This is a genomic window from Aliivibrio kagoshimensis, from assembly GCF_050337105.1.
Taxonomy (GTDB): Bacteria; Pseudomonadota; Gammaproteobacteria; order Enterobacterales; family Vibrionaceae; genus Aliivibrio_A; species Aliivibrio_A kagoshimensis.
This window is the reverse complement of record NZ_JAKJSQ010000042.1, coordinates 20,261-38,784: the sequence shown is the minus strand read 5'-3', so window position 1 is coordinate 38,784 and position 18,524 is coordinate 20,261. Positions and strand designations below refer to the sequence as shown.

At 43.9% G+C, this 18,524-nt stretch carries 11 protein-coding genes; 5 read left to right on the top strand and 6 right to left on the bottom strand.

Annotation, left to right across the window (positions count from 1 at the left end):
* The 3 genes from L4C32_RS13825 to L4C32_RS13815 all read right to left on the bottom strand — a co-directional run.
* A partial coding sequence (locus tag L4C32_RS13825; protein WP_428197469.1) for a tripartite tricarboxylate transporter TctB family protein occupies positions 1–327 on the bottom strand: 327 nt, incomplete at its 3' end.
* 130 nt (positions 328–457) lie between these two features.
* On the bottom strand, positions 458–1,384 hold the full coding sequence (locus tag L4C32_RS13820; RefSeq protein ID WP_428197467.1) for a tripartite tricarboxylate transporter substrate binding protein: 927 nt from the start codon (positions 1,382–1,384) through the stop codon (positions 458–460).
* A 25-nt stretch (positions 1,385–1,409) separates the two neighbouring features.
* Positions 1,410–1,880, bottom strand: a complete 471-nt coding sequence (locus L4C32_RS13815; protein ID WP_428197466.1) for a hypothetical protein — start codon at positions 1,878–1,880, stop codon at positions 1,410–1,412.
* Between the two features lie 639 nt (positions 1,881–2,519).
* On the opposite strand from L4C32_RS13815, the gene L4C32_RS13810 reads away from it, so the two are divergent.
* Entirely contained in the window at positions 2,520–4,307 is a 1,788-nt protein-coding gene (locus L4C32_RS13810; RefSeq protein ID WP_428197465.1) for a sodium:solute symporter family transporter, read from the top strand.
* Positions 4,308–4,345: 38 nt separating this feature from the next.
* Here L4C32_RS13810 and L4C32_RS13805 read toward each other — a convergent pair whose 3' ends face one another.
* Positions 4,346–5,251, bottom strand: coding sequence for a DMT family transporter (locus tag L4C32_RS13805; protein ID WP_428197464.1), 906 nt, complete (start codon positions 5,249–5,251; stop codon positions 4,346–4,348).
* A gap of 115 nt (positions 5,252–5,366) precedes the next feature.
* Between L4C32_RS13805 and L4C32_RS13800 the strand changes: the two genes are divergently transcribed.
* Positions 5,367–5,546 carry a hypothetical protein gene (locus tag L4C32_RS13800; protein ID WP_428197468.1) on the top strand — a complete coding sequence of 60 codons (180 nt, stop codon included), beginning with the start codon at positions 5,367–5,369 and terminating at the stop codon, positions 5,544–5,546.
* Positions 5,547–5,577: 31 nt separating this feature from the next.
* On the opposite strand, the gene L4C32_RS13795 is transcribed toward L4C32_RS13800, so the two are convergent.
* Positions 5,578–5,910, bottom strand: a complete 333-nt coding sequence (locus L4C32_RS13795) for a PBPRA1643 family SWIM/SEC-C metal-binding motif protein (protein ID WP_428197463.1) — start codon at positions 5,908–5,910, stop codon at positions 5,578–5,580.
* 105 nt (positions 5,911–6,015) lie between these two features.
* On the opposite strand from L4C32_RS13795, the gene L4C32_RS13790 reads away from it, so the two are divergent.
* A complete protein-coding gene (locus L4C32_RS13790) occupies positions 6,016–6,525 on the top strand; it encodes a GNAT family N-acetyltransferase (RefSeq protein ID WP_428197462.1) in 510 nt (169 codons plus the stop codon).
* A 69-nt stretch (positions 6,526–6,594) separates the two neighbouring features.
* Here L4C32_RS13790 and L4C32_RS13785 read toward each other — a convergent pair whose 3' ends face one another.
* Positions 6,595–6,945 carry a DUF2750 domain-containing protein gene (locus L4C32_RS13785; protein ID WP_428197461.1) on the bottom strand — a complete coding sequence of 117 codons (351 nt, stop codon included), beginning with the start codon at positions 6,943–6,945 and terminating at the stop codon, positions 6,595–6,597.
* A gap of 406 nt (positions 6,946–7,351) precedes the next feature.
* Here L4C32_RS13785 and L4C32_RS13780 point away from each other — a divergent pair, with 406 nt between their 5' ends.
* On the top strand, positions 7,352–18,058 hold the full coding sequence (locus L4C32_RS13780; RefSeq protein WP_428197460.1) for a retention module-containing protein: 10,707 nt from the start codon (positions 7,352–7,354) through the stop codon (positions 18,056–18,058).
* 25 nt (positions 18,059–18,083) lie between these two features.
* Positions 18,084–18,524 (top strand): bifunctional diaminohydroxyphosphoribosylaminopyrimidine deaminase/5-amino-6-(5-phosphoribosylamino)uracil reductase RibD, encoded by a 441-nt coding sequence (locus tag L4C32_RS13775; RefSeq protein ID WP_428197459.1) that lies wholly within the window; start codon positions 18,084–18,086, stop codon positions 18,522–18,524.

Below are 18,524 nucleotides of genomic sequence, written 5' to 3'. Positions count from 1 at the left end.
GATGTAATAAGTTGGTTTCTTAACTTTGAAATAAACTAAGTAGAAAATGAAGGCAATTAAACTTGCGTAAAGGTAGCCAACAACACTAATGAGTAAGCTATAGCCAATAAGAAAGGCCACGCCGAAAACGGACATTTTGCTCATTAACGGTTCTTGTTGTTCTGCTGCTTTTTTAAATTTATGTTGAGCGATCAGTATGATGCAGATAGCGATTTGAGCGATCACGATCATCATTGGAAAAAATTTGGCATCCACACTGGTATCTTGGTACATCGGACGGTCAAACTGGGTAATGACGGCGAGGGCTATCGCGCTGATAATAATCATGATTGACGGGAAAATGATATTTCGATTTAAATTCGAATTTGACATAGAATTTGCCCCTAAAAGTTCTAGTAAGGGAGAGGGTTATTCACCATTATTAACGGCACAATTTCGTTGTGCCGTTCCATAATACTTAGTGAATGAGTGTGCCCAGTAATTTTGTATCTTGAGCGACGAATTCAGTGAATGCTTTGTTATCTAGGTTGTGAATCGTCATCGCACCTTTTGCCATGAAAGATTTGAACGTTTCACTTGCCATTGCTTCATCAAACGCAGCCCCTAGCTTTTCAATGACCGCATCAGGTGTTTCTTTAGGTGCGCCAATGCCGCGCCATGTACCAGTAACAACATCAATACCTTGTTCTTTTAGAGTAGGCACGTTTGGAATGTATTGAATACGTTCTTCAGACATCACCCCTAGCGCTTTGAGTTGACCAGAACGAATCTGAGCAATCGCTTCTCCTGGAGTGACCATTGTGACATCCGTATGATGGCCCAGTACCGCAGGGATTGCTTCTGAAGCTCCGTTATAAGGAATGGCATTTAACTTTATGTTTTGATCTTTTTCTAAAGACATCAAGTAAAAATTGGGTGCGGCAGTTGAAGCAAATTTTACACTGCCAGGGTTTGATCTTGCTTCTTTGATGAGATCGTTGATTGTGTTGTAAGGGCTATCTGCGGCAACTAAAACGACTGCAGGGTCTAAGTTAACTAAACGAATTAGTTTGAAATCATCAGCAGTGTGCCGCATTAATCCCATTTGTGGTAATGACGCAATTTCACGAGTCACTATTGTTAGGGTATAGCCATCAGCACGTTGTTGTGCTCCAAAGCTCATTCCAACAGCTCCGGCCCCACCAGTTCGGTTCATCACTGAGATATTTTGACCAAGTACCTCTTTGGCACTGTTAGCCAATGTCCGGCCAACAGCATCTGTACCGCCACCAGCGCCGAATGGGACAACTAAGCGGATATTTTTGCTGGGGTAGTCTGCAGCAACTGCCGTTGCTGAGGCAAGGATGGCCGCTGTTAACATGATTGATTTTAATCGTATATTCATAGTAAATACCTTATGTTTCTAATTATTAGCGATAGGTTTTAGTAGGGTTTTCTGTTTTCTGTGTTTGATATTCGTGCATCGTTAACTGTTCAATAGCGACCGCTATCCAACCACTGATAAGCATGTCATACCACTGTTGAACTCCACTGCATGCGACAACCACGTTGCCGTAAACGAACGAACCGTAAAATAAAACGTCATCGTTGCGTAATGCTGTAGGGTGTTGGGAGTGCAGAGTTAAATTAGCGGTTGATTCTCGCCATGCTTGCTGTGCTTTTTTTTGAGCAAGGTGATCAAATTGAATTCTCCAGTTCTCAGGGCTTCCTAATGACTCTTCGTAAAGAATAGCCTCTTCAAATGTGGCCTCCCAAGGTTTAAGGTGTGGATTCATCACCACAATGTGCAGCTCTTTTCTGTTCGTACGTTCAAAAAGTCTATCGATCGAGGGTTTTACGAGGTCGATAGCATCTTTAGCGATATCTCTCATTGAGTGCATTTCACATTCCCATATTATTGGCCAGGTGATTTATAGAGTATTGTATGACAATAAAACTGCAACGTGATTTGATTAATAAGTAGCTTATGGTCACAGGCGAAATAGCGTTAACTAGATTTATCTCTTGTTTTTTGTTTGGTATTGCTGAGTTAATGTGATTTAGGTCTCCTTTGTGTGCTTGTTGTGTTTGTTAAGTAAAATCTATATGTCTTATTTTATGCTTGTGATTTTGTCTATGTATAATGGACGTTGTGTTACCCAAGTCGATGCTTGCATATGATTAGTCACAATTATTGCGTGTCTTGTGATTTTARATAATACAAATATGTTGGTGTGTATTTTTCAAATTTTGTCGTGGCTGTAATGATGAGCTGGGATATTAATGGTGGCTTTATTTTATTTTTGATTTATATCAGTCGTTTAATTGCGATGATGTTTTTTTTTATATTTTTATGTGAGATTGATAGTGTGACGTTGAGTCTATATATCTATATCGAGAGATTTGATGTTGATCACTTGTATGATTAATTGTTAAGTCTTGTATTGGACATAGCTCACGTATTTAGCTTATTGTAATACAAATATTTAGTTACATGTTTATAGTGTGTTCAACTATAAACATAAATGGAAGGTAACACGATGGAACTCAACACAATAATTGTTGGTATCTATTTCTTATTCTTAATTGCAATAGGGTGGATGTTTAGAACATTTACAAGTACGACGAGCGATTACTTCCGCGGAGGAGGTAACATGTTATGGTGGATGGTTGGTGCAACTGCATTTATGACACAATTTAGTGCATGGACATTCACTGGTGCGGCGGGTAAAGCATACAATGATGGTTTTGCGGTCGCGGTCATTTTCGTTGCAAACGCATTTGGTTACTTCATGAATTATGCGTATTTTGCACCTAAATTCCGTCAGCTTCGCGTTGTTACGGTTATTGAAGCAATCCGCATGCGTTTTGGTGCGACTAATGAACAGGTTTTTACTTGGTCTTCAATGCCTAACAGTGTGGTGTCGGCCGGTGTATGGTTGAATGCACTCGCAATTATTGCATCAGGTATCTTCGGATTCGATATGAATATGACCATCTGGATTACTGGTTTAGTCGTGTTGGCAATGTCGGTCACGGGGGGCTCATGGGCGGTCATCGCTTCTGATTTCATGCAGATGGTGATTATCATGGCGGTCACAGTGACCTGTGCGGTGGTTGCGGTGGTTCAAGGTGGAGGTATTGGTGAGATTGTGAATAATTTCCCTGTTCAAGAGGGGGGATCATTCTTATCCGGCAACAATATTAATTACCTAAGCATTTTCAGTATTTGGGCATTTTTCATCTTTGTTAAGCAGTTCTCTATTACTAATAATATGCTTAACTCTTACCGTTACTTAGCGGCAAAGGATTCGAAAAATGCAAAAAAAGCAGCACTGCTTGCTTGTGTGCTAATGATGGGGGGCGTGTTCATTTGGTTCATGCCATCTTGGTTTATTGCTGGTCAGGGTGTCGATTTGGCAGCTGCTTACCCCGATGCAGGAAAGAAAGCGGGTGACTTCGCTTACTTATACTTTGTTCAAGAGTACATGCCAGCGGGTATGGTCGGCCTTTTAGTCGCAGCCATGTTTGCCGCAACCATGTCTTCAATGGATTCGGGTTTAAACCGTAACTCAGGTATTTTCGTTAAAAACTTCTATGAGCCTATTGTACGCAAAGGCCAAGCAACGGAAAAAGAGTTAGTACTGGTTTCTAAGATTACATCTGCGATATTTGGTTTCGCGATTATCTTTATTGCCCAGTTTATTAATTCACTGAAAGGCCTGAGCTTATTCGATACTATGATGTACGTCGGTGCTTTGATCGGTTTCCCAATGACAATCCCTGCTTTCCTTGGTTTCTTCGTTAAAAAGACCCCAGATTGGGCTGGTTGGGGGACACTCGTGGTAGGCGCTTTTGTTTCTTATATTGTTGGATTTGTTATTAACGCTGAAATGGTATCGTCTGTACTAGGTCTTCAGGAGTTAACCAGTCGTGAATGGTCAGATGTGAAAGTGGCGATGGGTCTCATGGGGCATATTACTTTCACTGGTGGTTTCTTCATGTTATCGACATTGTTCTACAAGCCATTAACTGAAAAACGTCAAGCTGATGTTGATAAGTTCTTTGGCAATCTATCTACTCCGCTAGTTGCTGAATCAACAGAGCAGAAGAAATTAGATAATAAGCAACGTCAAATGCTAGGAAAGCTGATTGCGGTAGCTGGTGTTGGAATTATGCTTATGGCATTACTAACTAACCCAGTATGGGGACGTTTAGTCTTTATCTTATGTGGTGCAATCGTGGGTGGTGTCGGTGTATTACTGGTTAAAGCCGTTGATAATACAGTTGAAGAGGAAGCAGACAAGGTCGCCTCGACGCAAAATTAATCCCTTAAGCTGTTACAGTGATTAACGATGGCGACGATCTATGAGGATCGTCGCCATTTTTTTGTCAGTTGTTTCCCAAATACATTAATCAGCGCGCCAGTCACAATCAACCCACCTCCTAAATAGGTCCAAACGGATGGAACTTCATTAAATACCCAGACACCGAGTAGGGCAGAAAACACAATCTGTACGTAGGAGTATGCCGAGGCTTTTCCGGCAGCTTGGGTTTGCATCGCCTTGGTTAAACCATACTGGCCAATTTGGGTGAAGATACCGACCAGAACCAGCATGATGGTTAGGAATAAGCTTGGCCAGACAAAGTGATTCCAAATCAGCAGAGTGGATATTGGTAAAGCCACTAATGGGAAATAGAAGATGATGACAGAGCTGTCTTCGGTTTGACTCAGTTTTCTCACAATTACATAGGCGATAGAGCTACCAAAAGCCCCACAAAGTGCGATGACAATATTAAAAAGAGGCAAGTCATTAGAGAGGTCACTGCCGCTGGTATTGGGTTGAACCATGACGAATAAGCCAACAAGACAAAAAAGAATGCAGATCATGGTGGAGTGTTGAATGCGCTCTTTGAGAAAGAGAACGCCAAGTAGCGCTGTAAACACGGGATGAACATATTGTAAAATGGTAGCTTCTGCCAAAGGTAAGGTGGTGACGGCGTAATAGACACACATTAATGCAGCCGTCCCAACAGCCCCTCGGACAAAAAGAAGCGGTTTATTGTTTCCCCATATCGAGATCCCTTTCCGTTTGACATCAAGATAACTGATGATCAATGACACTAATGCGCGAGCGGCAACAATTTCAAAGACAGGGATGCCATAGTTGCTGATGTATTTCACACAAGCAGACATGAGAGCGAACCCGAAGGCAGAAAGCAGCATAAACCTAACCCCAGCAGGGATCAGCGAAAAAGAGAAAGAGGACATAAATAGTTCATTCAAGTTTGAGAGTGGGCATCATATCTTAATTTGGTAAATTCGACACACTCTTCTAGCCGTTATCTATACTTATATAGAGAGGTAGAGCAGAGAGGTAACGATGATGGACTTTACCGAAAAACTCCGTTTGCATGGTAAGGCTGAAGAAGATCTCTTCTTTGCAAAAAGAGACCACCAGCTTATAGAAGCGCTGCATGAAAAACAAAAACTTGAAGAAGATATGCGCGAGTTAGGTGCGCTTGATGATGCGGCATTGAATGCTGTCAGTTCTCATAAAAAGTAAGCCTAACAGCTGACAGCATAGTGTCGACGAATTAGCCGCAGCACTTCTTATATTTTTTGCCGCTGCCACAAGAGCATGGGTCATTGCGGTTTGGAGTCTTCTCAAAGGTAGTGGTTTTAGGTTTATTGAGAAGCGTTTCTAACTCAAGGATATTCTCTTCACTTTTCTCATCAACGGTGATGTTGGCAAATAGGTTGTGTGAGACTAACTCTTCTTCAACTTCCAATTTGCGGCTGTCTGAACTGACCGTCAGGGTTAAAGGCAGTTCACTGCTGCCTAGTTTTACATCACGCTTGGTGTTGTAGCCAGATTGTACGTGATTTTGTCTGGTTTCAATTCGGCCTTTGAAGAACATTTTTGACATGTGATTTTCCAATGAGTTTTCAGTATTCAATTGGCGTAGGATTATACGCAATCTGAACTGATGATAAATCGAATTATGTTTTTATTTTTTTAATAAGGAAAAGCAGTGATTATCAATGAAACCGAACGTCTTAGAATTCGTTACCTAACTGAACAAGATGCCGAGTTTGCTTTGCATATCTATAATACCAAGCCTTTTTTACAGTTTGTTGGAGATCGACAGATTAGAAATCTCGAGCAAGCGACTCAATATCTAATTAATGGTCCGATGAAAATGTACCAGGATAAAGGGGTTGGGCTTTATTTAGTTGAATTAAAGGCGTGCAATACACCAATTGGTCTGTGCGGTTTGATTAAGCGAGAACACCTTGATGATATCGATATTGGGTATGGGTATTTAGAAGAGTATTTTGGTAAAGGGTTTGCGTTTGAGTCGTGTCAGTCTGTGTTATCTTACGCGCAAGAGACATTAAAGCTTCAGCGTGTGATTGCGTTTACTAATAGTGACAATGTCGCTTCGATTAAATTGCTGGAAAAATTGGGTTTAGGTTTTGACAAAGTAATTGCAGCAACGGACAAGGATCCTGAGATGGACTTTTACTCGGTCGATTTTTAGGCTTTGAAGAAAATAACGACTGCAATACTGTGCAGTCGTTATGATATAAAGCGGTTGTATCGCTATATTTTAAAGGTACAGCTTGGCTAGATCGGAAGGTTCAACTTCTTTGCCTTCTAAAGTATCGTTCCAGTTAGCACCAATTAATACGCCATCTTCCGACAGGGTGATTAACCAATCCTCAACAAAAATATCTAAAGGAATATGCAATACTTCAAAGTCTGCCCACTCTTCAACATTATGAGTTTTAGCATCCGCTTCATTTGACCAAAATGGCATGACTTCAGAATTTTCAAACTCAGTAGAGTCGCACGCTAGCCAACCATCTTCGTTTTTTAGCCCCCAAACCAATTCATTCTCTTTTGTTTCTGAGATAAACAGATCAAGGTTAGCCTGGATGTCAATCGTTAGTTTGCTCATGAAGAAAGCCTCTATAAGGTTGTACCGTGGTGTCTCAGAAAGAGAGACGATTTATGGATCATACTATTAATCGTTAGAAAAAACAGTAAAACGGAGTGCGATCATAAAAATTGCACTGAATAGTAAAAGTCCGGGAAAATAAAAGGGTGTAAGTTGCCATTACTACGTCTCTACAGCTAATATTGTTAATAGAGTGTTATTTATATCAATAATATATACGGGCCATCATACCCTATGCAATCATTTTTATAAAGTTGGGTAACTATTGGTGGGATTAATAGCATTTATTGGTCATAATCACATTATGGATAGTATTGAGTGTAGAACAGGTTTGCCTTTAGATTACTCTGTTGTCATTAAATATCTGTTTTATCTAATTAATTTTTATTAAGTTTTGGAGCTAATCATGGACAATAATGCAGTTTTTACCCCTGCTGAAATCAAAGAGATTGTCGGTAGGGCGTTTGTGGTTAACTCTGAAGGTCGATCCATTGCAGCTCAAGAAGGAACTCCGCTGAAAGTCGGAGATGTTCTGCTTACACCTGAAGGCTCTAAAGTCGTGGTGTTGATCAATGGCGAACCCGTCGTTGTTGATCAAAACTGTGTTTCTTGTATTAAAGCGCCTGAAAGTGCCAATCAAGAACCGTCACTAGAGAGTGAACAAGTTGCTGGTCAGCTCGCTGTGAACCAGACAGTAGAGCAACCAGAGTTAGATATTGAAGCGATTCAAGCCGCTATTTTGGCAGGGGAAGATCCAACGGAAATTCTTGAAGCAACTGCTGCAGGTGGTGCGACAGGAGGTTCAGCCAATGCTGGTTTTATTACCATTGAATATGATGAAGCATCGACCATTGCTAATATTGACTTTGATACAGAAGGGTTTGCACATAATGCAGGGTTAGCTAGATTAGAAGAGGCAGGTGATGATGTCATTATTCGTCCTGCAGCTCCCATTGCTAATGTTGATGAAACAGGTGTGACTCAAGAAGATAGCGTGTTAAGTGCGAATGGTATTCTTGGCGTTAGTAACTCTCAGACTAACCTCTCTTATTCTTGGGCCATTTCAGGATCGCCTGAGGGCACATATGGTTCACTAGAAGTCGATCCAATCACAGGTGCTTGGCTTTATAGTCTGAACAATCTAGATACGGTGACCCAAGCTTTGGCTGAAGGTCAGACGGAAACAGAAACCTTTTCTGTCATTGTGACTGACAGTGCAGGCGGAAGTGACACTCAACAAGTCATTATCTCTGTTTTAGGCACCAATGATCTTCCGACTATTTCAGGAACATCCGCCGCTGAGCTTACAGAAGGTAATATTGGAGATAGTGATCCTGAAGCGAATGAGCAGCTTACGGTTAATGATGTTGATGCTTTAGATACGCACAATTGGTCAATTGTAAGCAGTTCAGCGGGTACGTATGGTGATCTATCTCTTGATCAAAGTGGCGCATGGAAATATGTGCTTGATAACAGTTTATCAACGACTCAAGGTTTGAATAAAGATCAAAGAGTTGATGAGATCTTCCAAGTACAAGTGTCTGATAATCATGGTGGCATAGCGACTCAGACGATTACCGTTACCGTTGTTGGTACCAATGATCTCCCTGTGATTGAGGGTGAGTCGAGTGGGGTTGCGGTTGAAGATTTGGTGGTACAAGCGAGTGGTAAATTAAACTTATCTGATCTTGACACTAATGATGATTTAACGGGAGCCATTACCGACCCTAATGGTACCTATGGGGTATTAAGTTACGACAATGCCACGACAACCTGGACGTATGATTTAACAACAAGTTCAACCGTGACTCAAGAGTTAAACGAAGGACAGATAGCAACAGAACAATTTACCATTGTGGTGAAGGATTCGTTTGGCGGAGAGACCTCTCAAACCATCACTATCACCGTCACGGGGACCAATGATCTGCCTGAGATAATCAACACCTCGGTGGTTGAGGGAGGCGTAACCGAAGATGTTGCCGCCAATCTTCAAGCGAAAGGGCAACTTACGTTCACCGATGCGGATGCGGAAACCGGCCATACGTGGAAGGTTCTGACCGACAATAACAGCCCATACGGCGACTTCACTGTTGACGGTAATGGTGAGTGGACCTTTAACCTCACCACTGCTGCGGATGAAGTGCAAGCGTTGGGTGAAGGGATCACGAAAGATCTGATCTACACCGTTGAGATCAAAGACCCACAAGGCGCCACGGATACAGTGGACGTTAAAATTACCATTACGGGCACCAATGATGACCCGAGCATTTCTGGTACCCATCTCGGCAGTGTGGTGGAAGATACCCTCAATAGCGCGACCGGTACCTTAACCAGCACAGATGCAGATGCTGGCGACACTGCCAACTGGAGTATCACTTCGCCAGGCGGTACTTATGGTGATTTAACTCAAGTGGATGGCACGTGGACCTACAATCTAAACAATAACAAAACGGCTACTCAAGCATTAAATAAAGGTGAGATTCAAACCGACGTGTTTGAGGTGGTGGTGACTGACAGTGAAGGTGCAGAGGCGAAACAGACCATCACCATTACCGTCACCGGGACCAATGACCTTCCTGAGATCACCAACACTTCAGTTGTGTTGGGTGATGTAGTGGAAGACGATGCCGCCAATCTTCAAGCGAAAGGGCAACTTGATTTCACTGATGTCGATGCGGAAACCGGCCATACGTGGAAGGTTCTGACCGACAATAACAGCCCATACGGCGACTTTAGTGTGGGCAGCAGCAGTGGTGAGTGGACCTTTGATCTGACAACGAATGCCGATGAAGTGCAAGCGTTGGGTAAAGGGGATACGCACGATATTTTCTATACCGTAGAAGTGAAAGACCCGCAAGGCGCGACAGACACGGTGGTGGTGAAAGTGACCGTTACTGGCACCAATGATGATCCTACGATTTCCGGCTCTCACCTCGGCAGTGTGGTGGAAGATACTCTTAATAGTGCCACTGGCACCTTAACATCAAGTGATGTAGATGTGGGCGATGGTGCCAGTTGGAGCATCACTGCGCCGGGCGGCACCTACGGTGATTTAACCCAAGTGGATGGCACGTGGACCTACAATTTAGATAACAACAAAACGGCCACTCAATCCCTGAATGCAGGTGAGATCAAAACCGATGTGTTTGAGATGGTGGTGATCGACGGCGAAGGTGGTGAGGCGAAACAGACCATCACTATCACCGTCACTGGGACCAATGATCTGCCTGAGATAGCCGGTAGCTCCGTGGTAACTGGAGGCGTAACCGAAGATGTTGCGGCCAAATTGCAAGCCAAAGGGCAACTTGCGTTCACCGATGCGGATGCTGAAACTGGCCATACTTGGCAAGTTCTGACTGACAATAACAGTCCTTACGGCAACTTTAGTGTGGGCAGCAGCAGTGGTGAGTGGACCTTTGATCTGACAACGAATGCCGATGAAGTGCAAGCGTTGGGTAAAGGGGATACGCACGATATTTTCTATACCGTAGAAGTGAAAGACCCGCAAGGCGCGACAGACACGGTGGTGGTGAAAGTGACCGTTACTGGCACCAATGATGATCCTACGATTTCCGGCTCTCACCTCGGCAGTGTGGTGGAAGATACTCTTAATACGGCAACCGGTACTTTAACATCAACTGATGTGGATGTAGGCGATGGTGCTAACTGGAGCATTACCACTCCCGGTGGCACCTACGGTGATTTAACCAATGTAAATGGGACCTGGACCTATACGTTAGATAATACGAAGCTTGCCACTCAAGCCTTAGCGGAAGGTGAGAAGCAAACCGACGTATTTGAGATGGTGGTGACTGATGGCGAAGGTGGCAGCGATACTCAGACTATTACCATTACTGTAACCGGTACTAATGATGATCCTGTTATTGATGGTGGAAATGATCGTGGTGAAGTTGTTGAAGATGGCAAGTTAATTGCGACAGATACCTTAACAGTAACCGATGACAGTGGTGATAGTCACACTTGGAGCCTTATCGGTGACACTTCCAGTAAATATGGCTCAATTGTTGTAGGTGCCACAACAGGTACATGGACCTACACCTTAGATAACGCGGCCGCACAAGAGCTTGCGGTGACCGACACCATTACAGAAACCTACGTTATTCAAGCTGATGATGGCAAAGGTGGCACGGTACAGCAAATTGTTGAAATCACCATTAAGGGTGACAATGACATTCCAACCATCAAAGGGACGTTGTTAGGCAATACTGTCGAAGATATTTTAGAAACGGTTACTGGTGTAGTGACGGCTGAAGATGTGGATCTTGCTGACGGTCACTCTTGGAGCATTGATGGGGCAACTCAAGGCACTTATGGTGATATCTCCATCACTTCTGAAGGTACTTGGACTTATACCTTAGACCCATCGCTTAAAGCGACGCAACAATTACAAGAAGACCAACTAGAAACGGATACTTTCACCATCAAAACCGATGATGGTCACGGCGGAACGGCCACTGAAACGATTGTTATTAATGTACTTGGCACCAACGATACGCCAAATATAAAAGGCAAGCTGAAAAAATCCATTGAAGAGGATGAAACTTCGGTTAAAGGTACCTTAAAACATGGTGATGTTGATATTGGTGATGACCATGAATGGACTATTTTAGGCAGTAATCAAGGTATTTATGGTTCGTTATCCATTGTTGAAAACGCCAATGGAAAAGCTCGCTGGACATACAAGTTGGATAATGACTCTGAAGTGACACAGGCATTAGAAGCGGGTGAGGAGCACATTGAAATATTTGCAGTGCAAGTGGAGGATGAGTTTGGAGCTATTGATACTGTGAACCTGAAAATCACAGTAATCGGCACTAACGATACACCACTGATGTCCGGAGAGTTAACAGGCAGCATTACTGAAGATGCAAGCCCTGACAGTATTACGGGTCAATTGCTTCCAGATGATATCGACAATGTGAACGGTGGCAGTGATACGCATACCTGGTTGATTGCAGGTGAAGATGGCACATACGGTTCGATAGGCATTGATGATGATGGCTTATGGACCTATGAGCTTGATAACACAAAAGAGAGCGTACAAAAGCTAGGTGAAGGCATTACCGCCACTGAGATTTTCAACGTTACCGTTACGGATAATCACGGTGCTTCTACTACTAAACAGATTGAGATCACCATTACTGGTAGTAACGATGCTCCAAGTATTAAAGGAGCTACCACAACCAGCACCATTGAAGATGTGATTGGTAAAGATACTGGTACTGGTGACTTAGTGGTGGTGGACATTGACCAAGGGGATACACACAACTGGTCCGTGGTTGGAGAAGATAATGCAACGGGCATTAAAATCGGGATCTATGGCGATCTACAAGTCGATGATAACGGTACTTGGTTTTATCAACTAGACAATGATAGAGAGGCGACAGAAGCGATTCCTTCTGGGGAGACTGTATCAGAAGTCTTCACCATTGAAGTCATTGACCAACATGGCGCGAAGGGCACCATCGAAGTGACCATCAATGTGGCAGGTCATAATACTGATCCAAGTATTTCAGGAACACTCACTGGAACCATCGTGGAAGATGCAACCCCTGATGTGGTGGAAGGGAGTGCGATAGATGGTGATTTTGACCTTATTGATACTCACGATTGGGAAATTATTGGCAGCACAGGTGCTTATGGTACGTTAACACTCAATGATGATGGAACGTGGAAGTATAAACTGGACAACAACAACTCGAAAGTGGATGAGTTAGACCCAGGCGATCACATCGAAGATACCATTGCGATAAGAGTGACCGACAGTTTTGGTCAAACCTCTGAGAGTGAAATAAAAATCACTATTGAAGGGGCAAACGATGCGCCTGATTTGCGTGGTGCGTTAATCGGCTCTGTTAATGAAGATACTAAGGTGAGTGCCTCTGGCCAACTGCATCACGGTGACCCAGATAAAGATGATACTCACGATTGGGAGTTAGTGAGTGGTGTCGGTGAATACGGCAATCTCATTTTGGATAGTGATAATAAATGGCACTACAGCTTAACCAATACTGATCCAAGAGTTCAAGCGTTGGGCGTTGGGGAGAGTTTAACTGAGACCTTTACTGTCAAAGTGACCGATGATCACGGAGAAACATCAAGCAAACCGGTCACCATCACTATTAATGGCACCAACGATGTCCCTACCATAGAGGGGGGCGCAGAGGTCGATTACATAGAGGATGAGTCTAGTACCAGTATTACAGGTCAGGTATTGACTCATGATATAGATGGTGACGACGTCACTTTTACAGCGCATACCTTCACTGGTACGTTTGGGCGCTTTAGCCTAAACAGTGATGGTAGCTGGAGTTACCGCATTGATCCGAATCTAGAATCGGTGCAATCGTTGAATGAAGGTGAAAGCCATCAAGAGACGTTCCCAGTCAGTGCCACGGATGGTAACGGTGGTACGGTTAATGACACCATCATCATTAATATTAAAGGTACCAATGATATTCCTGAAATCAGTGGCGCGGATGAAGGGGCCGTGGCAGCCGGTGCTCAATTTGCAGATTTTAGAGAGAGCAGCGGGCAACTCAATGCGCACGATGTCGATCTAGGTGACACGATTGTGAGCTGGCAAGCCATTGATGGTAAAGGTACTTATGGTACATTTACTGTTGATGCTAATGGTGAATGGACCTATACCCTAGATAATTTAGATCCCGATACGTTGGCTTTAGTCTCTGGGGACAAAGTGACAGAAACCTTTCAAGTTACCGCAACCGATAGTCATGGTGGGGTTTCTTTGCCTCAGACGGTAACAATAGATGTGCTTGGAACACAGTCGGCTGATGGCGGTGGAACAGACGGTTCAACCATTTTAGACCCTATTATTATCAACCCCGAAGAGGATCGTCATCCTGATGAGTCTGGTCAAATCGATCTTGATCAGTTCTGTAATGGTGGCAACGGAAATGGTAATAATGGAAATGGTAACGGCAATGACAATAATAATGGTCACCACGGTGAAGGCAACCAAGGTAATGGCAATGGTAATGGGGGCGGAACAGGTGGCACGGGTGGTATCGATACGGTTACCGCTAACCCCGTTAATGGCGGTGTATTTGGTCAGTTAGTTGTGGATACGGATGGCCGCTGGACTTATGAATTAGATAACGACTCCATCCTTGTGGACTCTCTGTGTGAGGGAGACGAGGTCACTGAAACGTGGAAAATTCAAATTACGGATGATTGCGGTGAGACTTATACCATACCTGTCACTATCACTATTACGGGAACCAATGATGCCCCAATTATTGGAGGTTTGAATTTAGGTGATGTTACCGAAGATACCCAATTGAGCTTTACCGGGCAGCTAGAAGGCATTGACCCTGATAAATGTGATGATCAAGCGTGGACGGTTGATGATGCGGATGGTACTTACGGCTCGCTTGTTTTAAACCCAACAACGGGTGAGTGGACATACACACTTGATCCAAAGGTTACTGATCCAAGTGATCCTAACTACGCTGCCTCGCAAGTTATTCAAGAACTTGATCCTGGTGATACTATCCAAGAAACCTTCCAAGTGACGGTGACCGATAACTACGGCGAAACCGCTACTCAAGAGGTCATTGTTACCATTCATGGCACCGCTGATGATGTGACCATCACCGACAATGTTATTGCAGTAACCGCATTTGAAGAGGATGGCACATTAACAGATACCGGTAACTTAACAACTCCTGACGGATTGGATAACCCTGTTACGTGGAGCGCTGTGAACGGAAGTGGCAGTTATGGAACGTTAACATTAACAACAGATGGTGAGTGGACCTATCTACTGAATAATAGCTCAAATGCTGTACAGAGTTTAGCGGAAGGGGTTACTGTCACGGATTCATTCGAAGTGACGGTGGTTGATCAATTTGGTTCAACAGTCGTGGACGATTCAGGCAATCCTACCACTATGCTAATTAATGTTGACGTTACCGGAACCAATGATGCGCCTGACATTAAAGGCGATCTTGTTGCTAGCATCGATAATGATGCGGCTGTGAATGAGATCAGCGGAACCCTGAATGATGGTGATGTAGATAGTGGCGATACGCATATCTTTAGTGGTGATAATCAAACCAATGAATATGGAACCTTCCATCTAGATAGCAATGGACACTGGACATTTACCCTAGACCAGACCAATCAAGAGGTGATTAACCTAGGCAAAGGGGCTACGATTGAGGTGGAGTTTATCGTTGGAGTCACTGATGGACATTCACTTCCAGCACCTGATGGTGGGATTGATATTGATAAAGTGGTAATTACCATTGAAGGCTCTAACAAACCACCAGTGATTGAAGGTGACTTGGTGATGGAGCTAAAAGAGGACGGTAAAACCACAGAAGCAGTGCCTTTGCAGCTTGATGGTACCGATCCAAATACTGGTGATACTGTGGTGTTTGAAGCGAAAACGTTAGCGGGAACCTACGGAACGTTCACCTTGCAAGCAGATGGACAATGGAATTATCAATTAAATAATAGTGCGCCTCATGTGCAGAGTTTGCGTGAAGGCAGCGTGGTAAGTGAAACCTTCATTGTTAAAGCGACGGATAATCACGGCGCTTCTACCAGCAGCAGTGTCACCGTGAATATTACGGGTACCAATGATCTCCCTGAACTCAGTGGCCGAGACAATGGCGTGTTATCTGAAAATCCAGGACAAGCGGTTTCGGGCATTGTCACCGCTTCAGATGTGGATAAAGGCGACAGTTCTGACTATAGCATTGATAATGAGCTTGCTACTGCGGCTAAGTATGGCACCGCCTTTATTGATGCGTCTGGGCGCTGGACCTATACCGTGAACAGCTTGCATGCGGATGTCGATGGATTGTCACAAGGTGAAAAGTTAACGGATACATTTGTCATCGTAGCAACTGACACCGCCAATGGTGAAGGGAAGATGACCATCACGGTTACCATTAATGGTGTGAATGATGCGCCAAATATTGAAGCGGTGGTGACTGAAAAACTGGTCGAAGACTCTGTGACCTCACTCACCGGTACCTTCTTAGATGGTGATCCAGATAAGTCTGATACGCATACATGGCAAGTGACGGATTCTGATCCATTAGCAGACTTAACCGTAGATAATAATGGCTCGTGGAGTATTAACCTTCATACCACTGACCCTCTTATTCAGCAACTCAAAGAGGGTGAAGAGCTAACGTTGACTTACACCCTTAAAGTGACAGATCAACATGGGGTCTCTGATACCAAAGATGTCTCCTTTATTGTTGTGGGCAGTAATGATGATCCTGTTATTACCGTTGATAGTGAAGTAATTGGTTCCGTCAGTGAGGATACGTTACCCAATAGCGTTTCTGGCCAAATGGAAGTCACTGACATTGATGTGAAAGACACACATCAATGGTCAGTTCAAGGTACTGGGCAAGGGACTTACGGTTCTATGTCGATTGACCCGAGTTCAGGTCTGTGGACATACACTATTGGTAACGGTTTGGATGAGACCCAAAAGCTAGCAGAAGGAATAAGCAAAGACGAAGTGTTTACCATCGATGTATTTGATGGGACAGACACCGTTAGCCAGCAGGTAACTATTACCGTAACCGGAAGCAATGACATTCCAAAAATTGATCCAGCCAGTGTGATTATTGGTGAAGTTACCGAAGATGCCGCGACGACTTTTGCAGAAGGTCAACTGGTTATCAGCGATTTAGATGTTGGCGATAGCTATGTTTGGTCAGTAAAAGATGGCGCAGATACCGGGACATATGGAACCATCAGTGTGGATGAGTTTGGTAAATGGACCTATAACATTAACAACAGTTTGACTCAGTCACTGGCGGAAAATGAGAAACAAGATGAGGTCTTTACCCTACAAGTATTTGATGGGACAGACACCGTTGAACAAGTTGTAACGGTGACGGTGGTCGGCACTAATGATGCACCAGAGATCAGTGGAACCACCACAGGGGAAGCCACCGATGGTTACCAAAATGTAGTGACCGGTGAATTGGTATTAAGCGACGCTGAATCTGATGCAATGAGCTGGAAATCAGTGGCAGATATGCCGGGTACTTATGGCACCTTAAGCTTTGGTTCTATTGATGCATTAACCAATCGAGCCATATGGACCTTCACCTTAACCGCTGGAAGCACTTTGGCATTGGCGGCGGGCGTGAAAGCAACCGAATCGTTCGATGTGTTTATTATCGACGGTGAAGGTGGTGAGACCAAAGAGACCATCACAGTCACTGTGGTAGGAACTGACTCGGTACTTGGTGGCGTTGGCAATGATATTCTTACTGGAACAACAGCAGATGAAGTTATGTGGGGAGGTCCTGTCGATCTGTCGGATGCGGGTACTTCCGATACCTTCTTATGGAACTCAACGGGCGTAGGCAGTGTGGGTACACCGTCACACGATGTCATTAAAGATTTCGATGTGAACAGCGACAAAGTCGATCTGAGCGACCTGTTTGGCTTTATTGGAGCTGCCGATGTTTCCGTGCTCACCAATCAGTTGATTGTCACAGAAACCAATGGCAACGCCGAGCTTCAAGTGATGGATGGTGCAACCGTGGTACAAACCATTACTTTAGATGGCGTTGGTTTAGACAGTTTATTAACCGCTCCGTCGGCAGGAATGAGTAATGAAGAGCGATTAAATGATCTCATCAATGGTGATCAATTGGATGTTGCAAGAGATCCAGTCACCAATAACATCAGTGATAGCGCATCAGCAGATACGCTGATTGGCACTGGTGATAATGATATTTTCCTATTCTCTGCTGCAAATTCTGGCCAAGGTAATGCGCCTGTCATAGACACCGTGCAGAATTTTGACTTAAGTGCAGATAAGCTTGATATTTCTGAGATATTACCGGGAATATTTACCGAGGCGGATAGTGGAGATATCTTTGCAGACTACCTAAATATAACGGTGGATGAAAACAACACCACCATCAGCGTGAAGAGTGATCTTCTGGATATTAACAGTGATCAGGCTGATATCGTTCTTGAAGGGGTGGGTTTTGCTGATTTAGGTTTTGCTGATGCGAGTGTGAGCAGTGATCAGTTGGTTGCGAAGTTGTACGATGATCTGCACGTTCTTAAAATTGATTAATATTTCGTTATATTAAGGGATAGGGATGTTAGAGAATAGAGCGTTTATGATGAGAGCTTTAGAGCTTTCAAAGTCAGCACTTCCAGAGTGCAGCCCAAACCCACCAGTGGGCTGCGTACTGGTTAAAGAGGGAGAGATAATCTCAGAAGGGTTCACTCAATTTTTAGGTGGGGAGCATGCTGAAGCGTATGCCTGCTCTCATTATAATGGAAGCCTAAAAGGCACGACGGCTTATGTCACACTGGAGCCGTGCTCATTTGTTGGACGAACCCCATCATGCGCCACCTCCTTGGTCGAAAAAGGGATTAAAAAAGTGGTGATTGCTATCTTAGACCCTGACGAACGTAATAATGGTAAAGGGATCGAAATTTTACAACAAGCTGGCATAGACGTAGAGTTAGGTTTGTGCGCGGAAGAGGTTCGAGACTTTATTTCTCCATTTTTAGTCGCTCAACCCGCTGAATAA